Below are 16,320 nucleotides of genomic sequence, written 5' to 3'. Positions count from 1 at the left end.
GCTCTTAATGAGCCAACAATTCATGATAGGTTTCTTCGGCTTCCATAAGTCCTGCCGGGGTGAGGTTGGTAAGGCGAACGTGTTTCTGCTCGTTCACCAGAACCGGGTCGTATTTGGCCACTACGCGCACATAATTCTCGGTGAAGCCTTCCATGTACCCGTCGGTGATATCAGCTTCAAAGAGAACGCGGCCTTCGTAGCCGATCTGGCTCTCGTAGAAAGCGCGCTTCTTTTTCTCTGAAAGAATGCGCAGCATATCTGCGCGGCGGTTACGTTCTTTCTGCGGTACCACGCCAGGTAAATCCAAGGCCATGGTATTGGCGCGCTCGGAGTATGGGAACACGTGCAGGTAGCTGATGTCTAAGCCATTCAGGAAGTTGTAGGTCTCCAAGAAATCTTCTTCAGTCTCACCCGGAAAGCCTACAATCACATCCACGCCGATGCAGGCGTGCGGCATGGCGGCCTTAATCCAGCTCACCCGCTGTGCGTACAGTTCCCGCAGATACCGGCGGCGCATCAGTTTCAGAATCTTGTTGCTGCCCGATTGCAAGGGTACGTGGAAGTGAGGCATAAAGCGCTGAGAACCTGCTACGAAGTTGATGATCTCTTCACTTAACAGATTAGGCTCGATAGACGAAATCCGGAAGCGGTTCACGTTCTCTACCTGGTCCAAGGCCTGCACCAACTGGAAGAAATTTTCTTTGCGTACGCCTTCCTGCAACCCGAAATCGCCGGTGTTTACGCCGGTCAAAACAATCTCTTTCACGCCAGAATCCCCGATGCTGCGGGCCTCGGCCACTACTTTCTCAATGGTGTTGCTTCTTGATTTGCCGCGGGCCTGCGGAATGGTGCAGAAGGTACAGGAATAGTCACAGCCGTCCTGTACTTTCAGGAAGGTGCGGGTACGGTCCCCGAAGGAGTAGGCGTTCACAAACGTGTTGGCCTCCGATACCGGACTGGCATGTACCTGCGGCGCGTCCTTCTTATCAAACGTCTCCAAAATGTCTACCAACTGAAACTTCTCGGCGGCACCCAATACGGCATCCACGCCGGGAATCTCGGAAATCTCTTTGGGTTTCAATTGGGCGTAGCAGCCTACAATGGTGATAAACGCGTTGGGCGAATGCTTGAGCGCTTCCTTCACCACTTTGCGGCACTTCTTATCGGCGTTGTCTGTGACGGAGCACGTGTTAATGACGTAAATATCGGGCGTATCGGTAAACTCTACCTTCTCAAAACCGCGCTCCTGAAAGATTCTGGAGAGGGTAGAAGTCTCAGAGAAATTGAGCTTACAGCCTAATGTATAAAATGCTACCTTTTTCATAATCAAGGTGCAAAGATACGGAGAATGGGGAAATAGTTTTTAGTTGTTGGTTGATAGTTGTCAGTTAGAGGTTTGTTTTGGGGCTGTTTTCCAGAAAACAGCCTTTCAGCAACGCTTTTCCTTAAAAGGACTCAGTCTTGATTTTATCACTTAACAACAAACAACCAACCACCAAAAATTACTTCTTCAAAAAATCACCGAAGCTGCTTTGCATGTAGGCTTTCCCTTGTTCCACCTGTTGGTCTGTGACTCCTGCCTCCCGCAGGATAGGGCGCTGGGCTACGTTGTCAAAGGTGACTACTCCTTGCGGTGTTACCATCCCGAAACCGTCATTGAAGACGTAAAACGCGAAGGGCGTGGCTTTGGCGTCTAGTAAGTTTTTGCTCCAGGCAAAGTGGTGCGTGGGCAAGCCGAACTGTTGCAACAGGGTAGGTACCAGATCCGTCTGTGAACCTATATTCGTCACTACGGAATCTCTTACCGCCAATGCACCGCCAGTTAATAGAAGCGGAATCCGGAATTTACTGGGGGCGTCATTCTGATCTCTTCCGGGGAAGTGGTGCCCGTGATCGGCTACTAGAACAACCAGGGTGTTCTGCCACCAGGGCATTTTCTTGGCAGCAACTATAAACCGGCCCAGGGCCCAATCGGTGTAGTGGAAAGCATTCTTGAACTGCGTTTCTTCATCGTTTCCCGGAAACTTAGCGGGAATGGGAATATCATATGGCTCATGGCTGCTGAGGGTAAAAATGGTGGTGAGGAACGGTTCTTTGGGGTGTTGGTGGTCGGCAAGTACTTTGTCGAACAGAATATGGTCATGCACGCCCCACTTGGAGTTGTAGTTCTCGCTGCTAAAATCTGATTTCTCCACCAGTTTGTCGTACTGCCCATTGATGAGGTAAGATTTAATGTTCGCGAAGGCCAATTCGCCGCCGTAATAATAGCTGGTGCTGTAGCCTAATCTTTTCAATTCGGCCGCAAACTGGGGCAGGCGTTCGGTCTTTCTTGGCGTTTTGATGATGGAGGTCGTGGTCTGCACGGGATAACCGCTCAGAAGCGCCACCATGCCTTTTTCGCTTCTATCCCCGGCGGCATAGATGTGATTGAAAAGGATTCCTTCTTTGGCTAAGGCGTTGAAATTAGGAGTCACCTCGGCAGGGCCACCCAGGGCGCCAATAAACTTTGCGGTATAGCTTTCCAGAATGATAAATAAGACGTTAGGCCGTTTTATCTTCAGCAAAGAAGGAATAGAATCACTTTTAGGCTGATACAGTTCCTGCACCAGGGTGTGCGCCTTTTGCTCGTCCAGGTACTGGTAAGGGCTCTTGGTGTTGTGGTTCTTCTTGATGACCGAGTGCATCACATTCCAGGGTACGTTCACGCCCGCATGGTTCGCGAAAATCTTCTGGGAAAAATACACGTCGCTTTGGTTCAGCGGGATCTGCTGCCAGCCGCCTCTGATGGGCAGCACCAGCAACGCCAGCAGAAAGAAACTCAGCAATAATTCAGCCGCCAGTTGTTTGGTGCTTCTTTTGGGAGAAACAGCCCATTTTCGTTGGAGGTACGTGTAAGCTGCCGCTCCTATCACCAGCAACCCTATATAAGAGAGCGCTAAAAGCCACACCGGGGCCGAGGCCGTAGATGCCAGCATCTCGGCGGGCGTGTTCAGGTATTGCAGGGGCGTAGAATCCAGCCGAAAGCCCCACGCCGAGTACAGTTCCAGGTCAATGGTCACCAACAGCACCAGCAGCGGGAGCAGCACATAGGTAAAGCCATTGATCAGGGTCAGAAACACTTTCTTTCTAAAGGCGGCTTCGTTGAGAAACAGCAGAAAGGGGATCACGCTCAGGTAGGCGGCAAAGGATAAGTCCATCCGGAAGCCATACCAAAAGACTTTGCCAAGTTCAGCGGCAGTTAAGGTAGCGGCTTTGGAATGCTGGTAGAGAAGGAAAAAAGCCCGGCAAATCTCAAAAAAGAGAGTCCAGAACAGAAAGTAGCTGATGGATCTGGTAAGTATTCGTTTCACAGGTCAAATATACCGCTAATAGAGCATCTGCAAAAAGGATGCCTTTTACAGAGGAGGTATTATTTTAGAGGGGTTTTTCTGCTGAAAGTAGCTTGTTTTCTGAAAAAGGCATCTGAAATGAGAGTAGTTCTGTGATAATTTGGGGTGTGTTGATAAAAAATGCCGTTAAAATTAAAGGGGTGTGCTTGTAAGTAAAATTTTCTCTCCTACATTTGAAGCAGATTATAAAACCAAACAAATTTCATGGCCATTCTTCGTTTTAAGGCAATTGAGTTGGTAAACCAACGCACGCCAGTAGAGGTGAAGCTACCTTCTGACAAAATCTCTGATTATTATGGCAGCAACGTATTCGGCATTGAGGCCATGCGTTCCACCCTTGCCGGCGACTACTTCAAGCGCCTGCAGTTTGCCATTAGAACCGGCAGCAAAGTAGACCGTAATTTAGCTGATGCGGTGGCGGGTGCCATGAAAACCTGGGCCTTGAGCCGCGGCGCCACCCACTACACCCACTGGTTTCAGCCCCTTACCGGCGAAACCGCTGAGAAACACGATTCTTTCTTTGACCTGAGCTCAGACGGACGCGCCATTGAAGTATTCAAGGGAAGTGCCTTGGTACAACAGGAGCCAGATGCTTCTTCTTTTCCAAGCGGCGGTATCCGGAACACGTTTGAGGCCCGCGGCTATACTGCCTGGGACCCCACCTCTCCGGCCTTCATTATTGAGAACGCAGGAGCCAAGACCCTTTGTATTCCTACCATCTTCGTTTCTTACACCGGCGAGGCCCTTGACTACAAAGCCCCTTTGCTGAAAAGCCTGAACCAGGTAGAGAAAGCGGCATTGGACGTTTGCCAGTACTTTGACAAAGACGTCACCAAAGTCACCACTACCTTGGGTATTGAGCAGGAATATTTCTTGGTAGACCGCGCCTTATTTGATGCCCGTCCAGATTTGGTCATGACCGGCAGAACCGTGTTCGGGCATGAGCCCGCCAAAGGCCAGCAGTTGGAAGACCACTACTTTGGGGCCATTCCTTCCCGCGTACACGCGTTCATGGTTGACTTTGAGGCCGAGTCCCACAAGCTGGGTATTCCGTTGAGAACCCGCCACAATGAGGTAGCTCCTAACCAGTTTGAGTGCGCTCCAACCTTTGAAGATGCTAACCTGGCCGTTGACCATAACCAGCTGTTAATGGATATCATGGACAGAGTTGCTGAAAAGCATCACTTTAAGGTATTGTTGCACGAGAAACCATTCAAAGGCGTAAACGGAAGTGGCAAGCACAACAACTGGGCCCTTAGTACCGATACCGGCGTTAACCTTTTCGCACCTGGCCGTCGTCCTAAAGAAAACCTGCAGTTCCTTACCTTCTTCATCACCACGGTGAAAGCCGTGCACCGCTACGCGGATTTGCTGCGCGCCAGCATCGCTTCGGCCAGCAACGACCACCGCCTGGGCGCGAACGAAGCTCCGCCGGCCATCATGTCCGTATTCATCGGGAAGAAATTGACCGAGGTTTTGGACGAGTTGGAGCGTACCGCCAAGTTACCGCTAGACAAAGGCGACAACGTGTACCTGAAACTTGGTATCGATAAAATTCCGGAAATCCTGCTGGACAACACCGACCGAAACCGTACCTCGCCGTTCGCTTTCACCGGTAATAAATTTGAGTTCCGCGCCGTAGGTTCTTCGGCCAACAGTTCCAACGCCATGACCACCCTAAACGCCATTGTCGCCGACCAATTGGTGGACTTCAAAAACAGCGTGGACGAGATGATCGCTCAGGGCAAGAAGAAAGAAGTGGCTATTATAGATGTGTTGCGCGAGTACGTGATTTCTTCCAAAGCCATCCGGTTTGAAGGAAACGGCTATTCCAAGGAGTGGGAAGAAGAAGCCGAGCGCCGTGGGTTGAGCAACATCCGTAAGACGCCGCAAGCCCTGGACAAACTGGTAGATGAAACCGCCATGGAGATCTTTACCAAGCATAACATCTTCAGTGCCCGTGAATTACACGCCCGTCATGAGATTTTGCTGGAAGACTACATCAAGCGTGTGCAGATTGAATCCCGCGTGATGGGTGACCTGGCCATGAACCACATCATTCCTACCGCCATCGCGTATCAGACCAAATTGGTTCAAAACATTAAGGGGCTGCGCGAGATTGGCTTGGATGACGATGAGTACACCAAAACTACCCTGGAAACCATCAAAACCATATCGGGGCACTTGACCACCATCAAGACCACCGTAGATGCCATGATTGAGCAGCGCAAAGTAGCCAATAAAATCGAGGACACCCGCGAGCGCGCCATCATGTACACCGACGAGGTGTTGGGCTTCTTTGATACCCTGCGTTACAGCGTAGACAAACTGGAACTGATTGTGGAAGACGAGCAGTGGCCATTGGTGAAATACCGCGAGATGTTGTTCCGCCATTAATCTTACCTATTCTTATAAAACAGAAAAGCTCCTGCCAATGGTAGGGGCTTTTCTGTTTCTACATTGTTTTGAGGGTATTTTCAACAAACAAAGGCTAAAACGCCGCTTATTCTGTGATGTTAGAGAAAGAGCGCCGGATCATCACCGTCGGGGGTTGGTTTCTGGCGGTTAGGCGTGAATTTCTGCCCCATGTTCTTTATTCTGGATTTAATGGTCTCCAGGTTGGGCATCCGTTGATGAAATTCCTGTTCCTGCCACCATTCCTGCATTCTAGGGTTCTTACGGGCCAGTTCAAACACTCTTTTCAGCACGAAAGGCAAAACCAGGGTGGCAATGTTGGTGGCCAAAGCGCTCCTGATGCCTAAATGCAGCATCAGGCGCACCAGCAGCAGGTCTTTGACTTTGTCGAAAAGCAACTTTGGGCCTTTCTCTTGTATATGTCCCTTCAGCACCGAGATCACATGCTGGGTATTGCCGTCCTCCAACTCTTTGCGCAGCACCTGTTCTGCCGTGTCGCGTGCTATCTGAATGGCCTGCGGAATCTGGCGGACCGTTAAACCAGCCTTGTGCAGCACCTGGGCCGCCAAAACATGGCTTCGTTTTAGAAAGGGAACCGGCATGGGGTAGGTTGCTAAGGGTGGTTGGAACTACGGCGGGCTGAAGGGTTAATTTACATTTTATTCCTTAGAGCTTGTTTAAATTTGAGGTTTGCAAGTGAAAACGACCAGATAAAGGTTCTTAGGAAGCGTTTTTTGAGACACGTAGCAGCGCTACGGGGCAGGAAAAAGGCAAATCCAGGTTCTTATTATGATTGTTTGCAGCGTAAAGATGAAATTCAAAACAAGCTCTTAACTCCTTTCACCTTAGTACGTATTGCGAGTACAAATAGTGTAGTTTTAGAACGCAGCCCCCATGGACTTTGATATTCCTGAATTCAAAAAACGGTTAGACAGAGAACGGATGGAGGGGAGCGCACCCGCCACCATTATTCAGCAGGAAATCAGGCAAGCTGAAGAGATGAAAGCAGGACTCTCTGAGGAAAACGACCATGCCAGCGAGTTCGTCTCAGAAGCCATCAATAGAATTGATACCTACATCTTCCAACTCCATGAAATGGCGCAGCAATTCAATCCGGCAGACTTTGACTTAGATCAGCAAACCTATCTGGATGATAACCGCATTCATGACCGAATTGCGAACCGGATAGAACGGTTGAAGGAACAAGGTGAGGCCAACGCTTCCACCGAAGATCCTTTGCTCAGAGAAGGCGAAACAAAGCAGGAGTAAATCAGCCACTTACAACTTCCGCTCGGAAATTGAACTGGTACTTTGTTTAAGGCTCGTTTTTCTAAAAAGAGGAGGTAAACAGAAAGGAGCCTCAGGCGAAGGCTCCGTTGTCTGTGGCTTGTTTCCCCGATAAGGATTTGCCCATGGTTCTGATCGTGGACTTGATATCCTCTTTGCTGGGCAGGTGCTTCCGGAGATCCAAGGTGTCCCACCACATCTTGAACATGGGGTTTTTCTGCATCAGCTCCACCATTAATTTCAGGATGAAGGGCAGAATAACGGTGGCCATTTTAGAGGCGGTGTCGTATTCCATGCCCATGCGCACGATGTACTTGGCGGTGACCAGATCCTTTAATTCATCAAAGAGAAGCTGAGAATCTTTTTCCAGGCAATCGCCTTTCACCATCTGGAAAACCAGCGGCAAATTACCCTGCTCCATTTCCTGGTGCAGCCACAGCTCGGCCGTTTCGCGGGTAATCTGAATGGTGTTGGGGATATTGATATTGTCCATGCCTGCCTTCCGGAGCAAAGCAGTTACCTGACGTTGACTTTGGGATAAAAACAGTAGAGACATAATGAAAGTGGTTTAGAACCTTATTGTACGCCTACCAGACGCCTGTGTTTCCGGCAGTACCAGAATTCAGCGGGGCAATGGGCGCGTAAACCGTACGTAAAGCCGAAATAACTTCTGTGTACACAACGTACTGACTGATCTTTAATATCTTAAATTAAAGCGTTTTTCTGGAAGAAGTTTATAAAATTCTTTAAAATATTTTAACGCCAGCTTCTTTTTAACCTTGGGAAGAAGTCATAGGCAAGCTTTGTAGGAGCGCCGTTTGGTTAGAGCACCGCACAGCTCAAAAAAACGTCGTACTTTTACAGAAGCGATGCTGAACAAACCGGTTTGGCACTTGGTTAAAGAAGTATGGACGCATCATTTCCCATGAACACAGAATCTCTTTCCTTAGGCGGTATTTATTGCCCCAGCCTCACGGATTATACCCGCCGCAAATCGCGCGAAGTGCGCATTGGAGACCTCGCCATGGGCGGAGACAATCCCATCCGCGTGCAGTCCATGACCACGGTAGACACCATGGATACCATGGGTTCAGTGGAGCAGGTGATCAGAATGGTGGAGGCAGGTTGCGAGTACGTGCGTATTACGGCCCCCAGCGTAAAAGAAGCCGAAAACCTGGGCAACATCAAGAAAGAACTCCGCCTGCGCGGCTACAACGTTCCCTTGATTGCCGACATCCACTTCACGCCTAACGCCGCTGAGTTGGCCGCCCGTCTGGTGGAGAAAGTACGCGTGAACCCCGGTAACTACGCCGATAAAAAGAAATTCCAGACGATTGACTATACAGATGTCACGTACCAGGCCGAGCTGGACCGCATACGCGAACGCTTCACGCCGCTGGTGAACATCTGCAAAGAATATGGCACCGCCATGCGCATTGGCACCAATCACGGCTCCTTGTCTGACCGCATTCTGAGCCGCTACGGCGATACGCCGCTGGGCATGGTAGAAAGTGCCCTGGAGTTCCTGCGCATCTGCGAAGACCTGAACTACTATGACGTAGTCTTATCCATGAAAGCCAGCAACACGCAGGTAATGGTGCAGGCTTACCGTTTGCTGGTGCAGAAGCTGGAGGAAGAAGGTTTGCAACCGTACCCATTGCACCTGGGCGTAACCGAAGCCGGCGAAGGCGAAGACGGGCGAGTGAAATCTGCTGTAGGGATTGGTACGTTGCTGGAGGATGGGTTAGGCGATACCGTGCGGGTTTCACTCACCGAAGCGCCGGAGTTTGAGGCGCCCGTGGCGAAAATGCTGATTGACCGCTACGCTACTCGCGCCGGACATACGCCAATCAAGCCCATTTGCAACCTGCCGTACAATCCGTTCCAGTACCACCGCCGCGAAACGCGTGAGGTGCTGAACTTGGGCGGCCACAACGTGCCCCGCGTAGTGGCAGATTTAAGCCGTTTGGAGGAAATCACCTATGAAGACCTTCGGCCGGTAGGCCATATCTATTCGCCTTCGCTGGACAAATTCCACATGACAGACCAAGGCGCTGATTACGTGTATACCGGCAGCACGCCCATCACGTTTATGCTGCCCAATGGCCTTAAAGAAATTGTAGATTACACCGCCTGGCTGGAAGCCGAGCAGCGCGAAGAGCGCTACCCTTTGTATACGGCCGTCCAGTTTGAAACCGCCGATTCTTGGCACCCGCAGCTTAACTTCGTACAGGTTTCCCTGGGTCAATTAACCAATGATTTCATAGAAACGCTGCATAATCGGCCGGACGTGGTGTTGCTTCTGGAGACGGAAAACGAGCACGCCATGCCTGAGCAGCGCAAAGCGTTCATCCGGCTCATGAACCAAGGACAACCGGTGCCGGTCATCATCAAGCGCTCCTATGAAGACTTAACCGATGAGCAGATTCAGCTTTACGCCGCCACAGACGTAGGAGGGCTCCTGATTGATGGTTTTGGCGATGGGGTGTTATTGAGCGCCCAGGACCTTAGCTTCCGCACCAAAGAGGAGTGGGGCTATACGCTGGAAGGATTGAATAAACTCGCTTTCGGGATTCTGCAGGCGGCTCGCACGCGCATGAGCAAAACCGAGTACATCAGTTGCCCCAGCTGTGGCCGCACCTTGTTCGACCTCCAGGAAACCACTGCCATGATCAGAAAGCGCACCGATCACCTTAAAGGCGTGAAGATTGGCATTATGGGTTGCATTGTGAACGGTCCCGGTGAAATGGCTGATGCCGATTACGGTTACGTGGGTGTGGGAAAAGGCAAAATCGCATTATACCGCGGGCAGCAGGTCATCAAGAAGTCGGTGCCCGAAGAACGAGCAGTTGATGAATTGATTGAACTCATACGCGAAGACGGCAACTGGAATGAGCCGGTAGGCATGGAGGCCTAAGAAATATATTGCGTTTTAGGTAAATCATTCCTTTCTTAAGGTTGTTCTACTTATATACAGATGAACACTAAACTTTAGAGACAACCCTATATGAAAGGTTTATTTGATTTCACCGAAGTAGCCACCTACTTCTTCCGTAAGAAAGACCCAAACCGTAAAACCAATTTCAACCTGCGCACCATGCACACCATCAACAAGGTGTCAATGCTCATGTTCCTGTGCGGCTTGGTTTACCTTATGATTAAACTGATGACCCGTTAAGGGCTACTGAATTTTTAAATTTTAGAACCACTTGTTCCCTGAGCAAGTGGTTTTTTTATTTATCTTCCCTGCCATGAACATAGAAGAATTCAGAGAATATTGCCTCAGTAAACCCCACGTAGAAGAAACCTTGCCTTTCGGCCCAGATAACTTGGTCTTCAAAGTAGCGGGAAAGATGTTTGCGATGTGCAGCCTGAACAATTACGCCGAGGGCGTAAATCTGAAATGTGACCCGGAGCGGGCAGTGGAATTAAGAGAGCAGTACCTGGCTATTCAACCCGGCTACCATATGAGCAAGAAACACTGGAACACCGTCTTCCCAGAGGCTTTTCTACCCATGGGCCTGTTACCAGAACTCATTGACCATTCTTATAATTTGGTGGTGCAGGGATTGCCAAAGAAGCAACGAACCGAATTAGGGTTGTAATCACCCTTCCATTCAAAAAGCCTTCATTGCTAAGAATGGTGAAACGAAGTTGCCCTAAGCACTTCCTAATCGGTGCATCAGAAAGCCCGCTTCTGAAGTTGGCTTGTTTTTGCGAAACCTAACCGTTTCCGGCTTACTAATCCGGTTAAGATGAGTCCTAGGCCTAAGGTGCTTAATCCGGCGGTGAACCCGGCTTCATAATTGTAGTGCCATTCTACTTGCCAGTCTTTCTTTGTTTCCAGGTCTTCGTAAATAGACCGGCTTATTTCCTCTCTGGTGGTAGTATGAAAATATCTGTTCTTGTTAAAGAAATAACCTGCCCCCACTGCTACCAGTAAGGCAATGCCGAGGATGATATTGTATCGTTTCACCATAGTTGAAGATAGGAAAATTTATTGAAAATGGATCAAGAGGCTAACAATTTGGGGATTCCAGTTTCACTCGCTCGCGTCCCGCGAGTGTGAGCTACCATCGGCCTCTGGCCGAGTTGATGAAATTTACTTAAGCATTGTTCATTTAGCGGCGGGACGCCGCAAGTAGCTCACACTCGCGGGACGCGAGCGAGTGTTCTATTTGAGTTTGCAATTACTATTAAAGCTATAGAGGACCTAATAGTTAACAACTCTAAAGTAAATACAAAAGCCTGCTCTTTGCAGAGACAGGCTTTTGTTGATGGAAGTATTTAGGTGCTTGTTTCAGAAAAACAGCCTCAAAACGTTAAATTACTACGTTTACAATTTTACCCGGTACCACAATCACTTTCTTCACCGGTTTACCTTCCAACAGTTTCTGTACCTGTTCAGAAGCTAGTACTTCTTTCTCCACGTCCTCTTTAGACATTTTCAGGTCGAAAGTAAGTTTGGATTTCACCTTGCCGTTGATGGAGATTGGGTAGTCAAAGGTGCTCTCGGTGAGGAATTCCTCTTTCCATGCTGGGTAAGCCGCATACGTGATGCTTTCCGAATGGCCGAGGCGGTTCCACAGTTCCTCGGTGATGTGCGGGGCGAAAGGCGCCAGCACGATAGTTAAAGGTTCCAGAATAGCGCGTTTCTTCGTTTTCAAGGCCGTTAACTCGTTCACGCAAATCATGAACTGGCTCACGCTGGTCCCGAAGGAGAAACGCTCAATGTCTTCCTCTATTTTCTTGATGGTCTTGTGCAGCGACTTCAACTCGGCCGGAGTAGGTTGTTCCTCAGTTACCGCGAAGCTGCCTTGCTCATCAAAAAACAGTTTCCAGAAACGGCGCAGGAACTTGTACACGCCGTCCATGCCGTTGGTGTTCCAGGGCTTGAACTGCTCCAAAGGCCCCAGGAACATTTCGTACATGCGCAGGGTATCGGCACCGTATTCTTCTACCAACACATCAGGGTTTACCACGTTGTGCTTCGATTTAGACATTTTCTCAATCTCTACACCCACTACATATTTACCGTCTTCCAGAATGAACTCGGCATTAGCGAAGTCAGGGCGCCAAGTTTTGAATTTCTCCAGGTCCAGCACATCATTCTCCACGATGTTCACATCTACGTGCAGCGCCGTTACCTCGTGCTCGTTTTTAAGACCGTGTGACACGAAGGTGTTGGTGTCTTTAATGCGGTACACAAAATTAGACCGGCCCTGAATCATTCCCTGGTTGATGAGTTTTTTAAAAGGCTCATCCTGGTTCACTAACCCGAGGTCAAACAGGAATTTGTTCCAGAAGCGGGAGTAGAGGAGGTGACCCGTAGCGTGCTCGGAGCCACCAATGTATAAGTCCACATTTTGCCAGTAGTCTATGGCTTGTTTGCTGGCGAATTCCTGGTCATTCTTGGGGTCCATGTAGCGGTACCAGTACCAGCTGGAACCCGCCCAACCAGGCATAGTGCTCAACTCGTACTCGTACTCGCCACGGTATTTCCAGTCTTGGGCACGGCCTAAAGGCGGTTCACCGGTCTCGGTGGGCAAATAAGCATCTATCTCAGGCAACACCAACGGCAACTCGCTTTCCTCCAGCAGGCCTGGAACATCGTCTTTGTAGTACACGGGCACCGGCTCGCCCCAGTATCTTTGCCGACCGAACACGGCATCGCGCATGCGGTAGTTGATGCGGGCCTTGCCCACGCCCAGTTCCTCGGCGCGCTGAATACCAGCTTTGATAGCATATTTCACCTCCAGCCCGTTCAAGAAATCGGAGTTGATGATTTTGCCTTCTTTGGCAGCGTGCGCTTCCTTAGTCAGGTCACCGCCTTCCACCACTTGCGGCATAGGTAAATTGAATTTCTTCGCGAAAGCGTAGTCACGGGTATCATGCCCCGGTACGGCCATCACGGCCCCGGTTCCATAGCCTGCCAAAACGTAGTCCGCAATCCAAACTGGGATTTTCTCGCCGGAAATAGGGTTGAGGGCGTAGGCTCCCGTGAAAGTACCGGTCACGGTTTTCACGTCAGACATACGGTCGCGCTCAGAGCGGTTTTTGGCCCAAGTCACGTATTCCTCTACCTCGGCGCGTTGCTCTGGTGTGGTGATTTCTGTTACATATTCATGCTCGGGTGCCAGCACCACAAAACTTACCCCGAAAATGGTGTCAATGCGGGTGGTGAACACAGTGATGTGCTTGTGCTCGTGGCCGTCCAGCTGGAAGCGCAGTTCAGCCCCTACAGACTTGCCAATCCAGTTGCGCTGCATTTCTTTCACTGGTTCGGGCCAGTCGATGGTGTCCAAACCCTGTAACAAACGCTCGGCGTACGCCGTGATGCGCATCATCCACTGCTTCATCAGTTTGCGCTCCACAGGGTAACCGCCTCGCTCCGATACGCCGTCCTTTACCTCGTCGTTCGCCAAAACGGTTCCCAATTGCGGGCACCAGTTCACTACGGCTTCCGACAGGAAGGTCAAGCGATATTTCAGTAACAGGTCTTGCTGCTCCTTTTCAGAAAGTCTGGCCCAGGCATCAGCGGTTACATGAGGGGTGTCTTCGTCGCAGGCGGCGTTGACGTGGGTGTTGCCGCGCATTTTGAACTCGGCCACCAAGGTCGCAATTGGTGCGGCTTTGTCAGAGGCGTAGTTGTACCAGCTGTTGAACAACTGCATGAAAATCCACTGCGTCCATTTGTAGTAATCTGGGTCAGAGGTGCGCACCTCTCGGTCCCAGTCAAAGGAGAAGCCCAGGTTGTTCAACTGCTCAATGTAGCGCTCAATGTTCTGCTTGGTAGTCACGGCAGGGTGCTGCCCGGTCTGAATGGCGTACTGCTCGGCCGGCAAGCCGAAGGAGTCAAAGCCCATGGGGTGCAGCACATTGAAGCCTTTGAGGCGCTTGTACCGGCTCACAATGTCAGAGGCGATGTACCCGAGCGGGTGCCCCACGTGCAGCCCTGCTCCGCTTGGGTACGGGAACATGTCCAGCGAATAGAATTTGGGTTTAGCCGTGTCAATGTCTGTCTTGAAGGTTTTGTTTTCGCTCCAGAAGCGCTGCCACTTCTGCTCAATAGATCGGTAGTCGTACTCTGACATGTAAGTATGTGTTTAGTTGCAGTGACGCAACGTTGGGAACCAATGAAGGAAAAAGCCTTTGGGGCTATCTGCAAAAATAAACGAATTTCTGGTAAGGCGTAAGACTTGTCTTTTATATATGGTCTAAAGGTGACACTTTGCATTATAAACCAAATGCCACTTTTGTTATATGGACCTGCTTGCTATTCTGGAAAAGGAAGAGAATCATCACAGGATGAAGTCCTTACTTGTGCTTCCGTTGTTGTTAGTGGTTCTGTTAGTTATTGATTATTGGCTCCCATCTACTACCAGTCAGCCCCATGACTTTTATTTTTATCAGCATAATACCAGTAGTAAAGGCAACAAAAGTTCTTACAATTACTTGAAGGCAGATGGGGTGGAGATAAATATATCTGATGACATATATTATAGCATTGATCATTTTAAACCCATCCAACTACATACTACGCCTATTCTTGGGATTATCAAATCCTTTACGTTTGGGAACCGATCTACCAAAGAGCAACAAACAGACAAGCCGAGGTACACTTTGTATAGCTTCTATTTCTTTTGGGAAGTTCTTCTGTTTGGAATAACTATTGCCACACTGCTCGCCAGAAATCCTAAAGCAATTGCTCACGGATTTATTTGCAGTTTCTCACTTATGCTGCTCTATGCAGCCATCTTGTTGATGTGAGCGTTTTAGAGCCGTAATCAAGAAACCAACCCAAAGTAGCAAGCTGATTATAGCAACCCCGCCAATGGGTCCACTCCGTTCCAGGTGCCTGCACTGTGCAGCGGCGTAAAACGGGCGAACAATTCCTCAGAATACCAGCCGCGGGCACGGGTGTTTTTAATGACTTCGCGATGGGCTTGCATGCGATAGGCGTAGGCTTTCATGCTGGCTTCGTTTTTCCATAGGCTGAAAGTGGCTTGTCTGATGAATGGGGCTTCACCCAGCCCAATGGAGGCGAGCAAACCCTCGGCGTGATCCAGGCTGGCACTGGCTTGAGGCACGTTTTTCCAGAAATCAATGGCTTTGGTGAGCCGGATGGAGGCGCGGGTGAGTACAGCGATGGGCGCGCCTTCAGGAGCTGGGAGCGTTTGCGTAGTGAACGGGTTTTGGCCGCTCCAAAGGCCGTGCGCCTGCAACGGGTGCAAAGCCAGGGTGTACTGTTCAAAAGTGTGCTGGCGGTATTCTTCTAAAAGTGAATGGCCCTTGAAAAAGTCTTCAGCGGCAGCTGGCGAGTCCCAGGTGGCCATGAGGCCGTAACGGTACCAGTTGGGTTTGAGGCTGAATCCTCGGCCCTGACCGCTGCCCAGCAATTTGAAGAATTTTAGTCCTTTCACCTTTTGTAACGGCCGCTGTGAGGTTCCCATCTGGGCCAGTCCCCAGCGCCAGTGGCCGGGCTTTATTCCAAACAAGGTTAAGGTGGTATGTGCCGCGGAAGAAGGGGAGAGAGGTGCCAAGCCGAAGATCAAGTAAAGGGGTTTAAACCAGTTTTCTTAAAAGTAGCCCAAAAGCGGCGGTTCTGCAACGCGGCAACAGGACATGAAAAAAGGGAGCCGAAACTCCCTTTCTGATCTCTTAACTACAAATTGATCTTTTTGTTTTCGCCGGGGTGCGGTGGCTCTCCGGTGATAGTGGCTTTTACCAAGCCGTACAAATGAACCACCGCGCTGCTGGGGGAGTCCCAGTACTCGGCCTGGTCTACGGTCACTTTCAGGATGCCTATGTTGGGATCGTCTTTCCCTTCGGGGAACCAGGATTTCATGAACGGGTTCCAGAGTTCGTCTATTTTCTGCTGGTCGCGGTACACCTGCGCCGTGCCGGAAACCGACACGTACAGTTGGTCGCCGGGCTTGGCGTAGCTCAGGTTCACGTGGCTTTCGTTTTTGATTTCGTCAGATTTACCTGAGTTATAGCCAGTAAAGAAATAGATGGCCCCGTTATCTTCTACCTTCAAATGCCGCATGGGACGGGAACGGATGGTGCCATCGGGCTCCACGGTACTCAACATAGCGGTGTTTATCTGTTCAATTTTCTCAATGAGGGCATTGATGTCGCCCCGATTTTGATTTTGTTGATTTTCCATAGTTAGATTAGGTCAATGATCACTTTGAAAGAAATACGGGCGGCTGCCTTGTAGGGTTCC

The 16,320-nt window shown here is 50.0% G+C and carries 14 protein-coding genes; 6 read left to right on the top strand and 8 right to left on the bottom strand.

Annotated elements, in window-relative coordinates; genetic code table 11:
- Positions 1–4 precede the first annotated feature (4 nt).
- Positions 5–1,324 carry a tRNA (N(6)-L-threonylcarbamoyladenosine(37)-C(2))-methylthiotransferase MtaB gene (gene mtaB / locus ACY0JR_RS01560; RefSeq protein ID WP_462632048.1) on the bottom strand — a complete coding sequence of 440 codons (1,320 nt, stop codon included), beginning with the start codon at positions 1,322–1,324 and terminating at the stop codon, positions 5–7.
- A gap of 178 nt (positions 1,325–1,502) precedes the next feature.
- Complete coding sequence (locus tag ACY0JR_RS01555; protein ID WP_462632047.1) at positions 1,503–3,350, bottom strand: LTA synthase family protein; 1,848 nt, start codon at positions 3,348–3,350, stop codon at positions 1,503–1,505.
- Positions 3,351–3,593: 243 nt separating this feature from the next.
- Between ACY0JR_RS01555 and ACY0JR_RS01550 the strand changes: the two genes are divergently transcribed.
- A complete protein-coding gene (locus ACY0JR_RS01550) occupies positions 3,594–5,786 on the top strand; it encodes a glutamine synthetase III family protein (protein WP_462632046.1) in 2,193 nt (730 codons plus the stop codon).
- A 119-nt stretch (positions 5,787–5,905) separates the two neighbouring features.
- On the opposite strand, the gene ACY0JR_RS01545 is transcribed toward ACY0JR_RS01550, so the two are convergent.
- The gene (locus tag ACY0JR_RS01545; RefSeq protein WP_462632045.1) at positions 5,906–6,406 is read right to left on the bottom strand and encodes a hypothetical protein; all 501 of its coding nucleotides are present in this window, start codon (positions 6,404–6,406) and stop codon (positions 5,906–5,908) included.
- 292 nt (positions 6,407–6,698) lie between these two features.
- On the opposite strand from ACY0JR_RS01545, the gene ACY0JR_RS01540 reads away from it, so the two are divergent.
- The gene (locus ACY0JR_RS01540) at positions 6,699–7,073 is read left to right on the top strand and encodes a hypothetical protein (RefSeq protein ID WP_462632044.1); all 375 of its coding nucleotides are present in this window, start codon (positions 6,699–6,701) and stop codon (positions 7,071–7,073) included.
- A 91-nt stretch (positions 7,074–7,164) separates the two neighbouring features.
- Here ACY0JR_RS01540 and ACY0JR_RS01535 read toward each other — a convergent pair whose 3' ends face one another.
- Complete coding sequence (locus ACY0JR_RS01535) at positions 7,165–7,647, bottom strand: hypothetical protein (protein WP_462632043.1); 483 nt, start codon at positions 7,645–7,647, stop codon at positions 7,165–7,167.
- Between the two features lie 351 nt (positions 7,648–7,998).
- Here ACY0JR_RS01535 and ispG point away from each other — a divergent pair, with 351 nt between their 5' ends.
- From ispG to ACY0JR_RS01520, 3 genes are all read left to right on the top strand, one after another.
- The gene (gene ispG / locus ACY0JR_RS01530; RefSeq protein WP_462632042.1) at positions 7,999–10,008 is read left to right on the top strand and encodes a (E)-4-hydroxy-3-methylbut-2-enyl-diphosphate synthase; all 2,010 of its coding nucleotides are present in this window, start codon (positions 7,999–8,001) and stop codon (positions 10,006–10,008) included.
- Positions 10,009–10,098: 90 nt separating this feature from the next.
- Positions 10,099–10,269 (top strand): DUF6728 family protein, encoded by a 171-nt coding sequence (locus tag ACY0JR_RS01525; protein WP_462632040.1) that lies wholly within the window; start codon positions 10,099–10,101, stop codon positions 10,267–10,269.
- A gap of 73 nt (positions 10,270–10,342) precedes the next feature.
- Complete coding sequence (locus ACY0JR_RS01520) at positions 10,343–10,696, top strand: MmcQ/YjbR family DNA-binding protein (RefSeq protein ID WP_462632039.1); 354 nt, start codon at positions 10,343–10,345, stop codon at positions 10,694–10,696.
- Between the two features lie 77 nt (positions 10,697–10,773).
- On the opposite strand, the gene ACY0JR_RS01515 is transcribed toward ACY0JR_RS01520, so the two are convergent.
- Together ACY0JR_RS01515 and leuS are read right to left on the bottom strand one after the other, a co-directional pair.
- Positions 10,774–11,070 carry a hypothetical protein gene (locus ACY0JR_RS01515; protein ID WP_462632038.1) on the bottom strand — a complete coding sequence of 99 codons (297 nt, stop codon included), beginning with the start codon at positions 11,068–11,070 and terminating at the stop codon, positions 10,774–10,776.
- 343 nt (positions 11,071–11,413) lie between these two features.
- Entirely contained in the window at positions 11,414–14,185 is a 2,772-nt protein-coding gene (gene leuS, locus ACY0JR_RS01510) for a leucine--tRNA ligase (protein WP_462632037.1), read from the bottom strand.
- 169 nt (positions 14,186–14,354) lie between these two features.
- Between leuS and ACY0JR_RS01505 the strand changes: the two genes are divergently transcribed.
- Positions 14,355–14,861, top strand: coding sequence for a hypothetical protein (locus ACY0JR_RS01505; RefSeq protein WP_462632035.1), 507 nt, complete (start codon positions 14,355–14,357; stop codon positions 14,859–14,861).
- Positions 14,862–14,908: 47 nt separating this feature from the next.
- Here the strand turns inward: ACY0JR_RS01505 and ACY0JR_RS01500 are convergent, their stop codons facing one another.
- Both ACY0JR_RS01500 and ACY0JR_RS01495 read right to left on the bottom strand, forming a co-directional pair.
- Complete coding sequence (locus tag ACY0JR_RS01500; protein ID WP_462632034.1) at positions 14,909–15,646, bottom strand: spheroidene monooxygenase; 738 nt, start codon at positions 15,644–15,646, stop codon at positions 14,909–14,911.
- Between the two features lie 110 nt (positions 15,647–15,756).
- Positions 15,757–16,260 (bottom strand): pyridoxamine 5'-phosphate oxidase family protein, encoded by a 504-nt coding sequence (locus ACY0JR_RS01495; RefSeq protein ID WP_462632033.1) that lies wholly within the window; start codon positions 16,258–16,260, stop codon positions 15,757–15,759.
- Between the last annotated feature and the right edge of the window lie 60 nt (positions 16,261–16,320).

Source organism: Rufibacter sp. JT3400010 (assembly GCF_054956755.1).
Note: the sequence above shows the minus strand (reverse complement) of the source record. Positions and strands in the feature narration are given on the sequence as shown.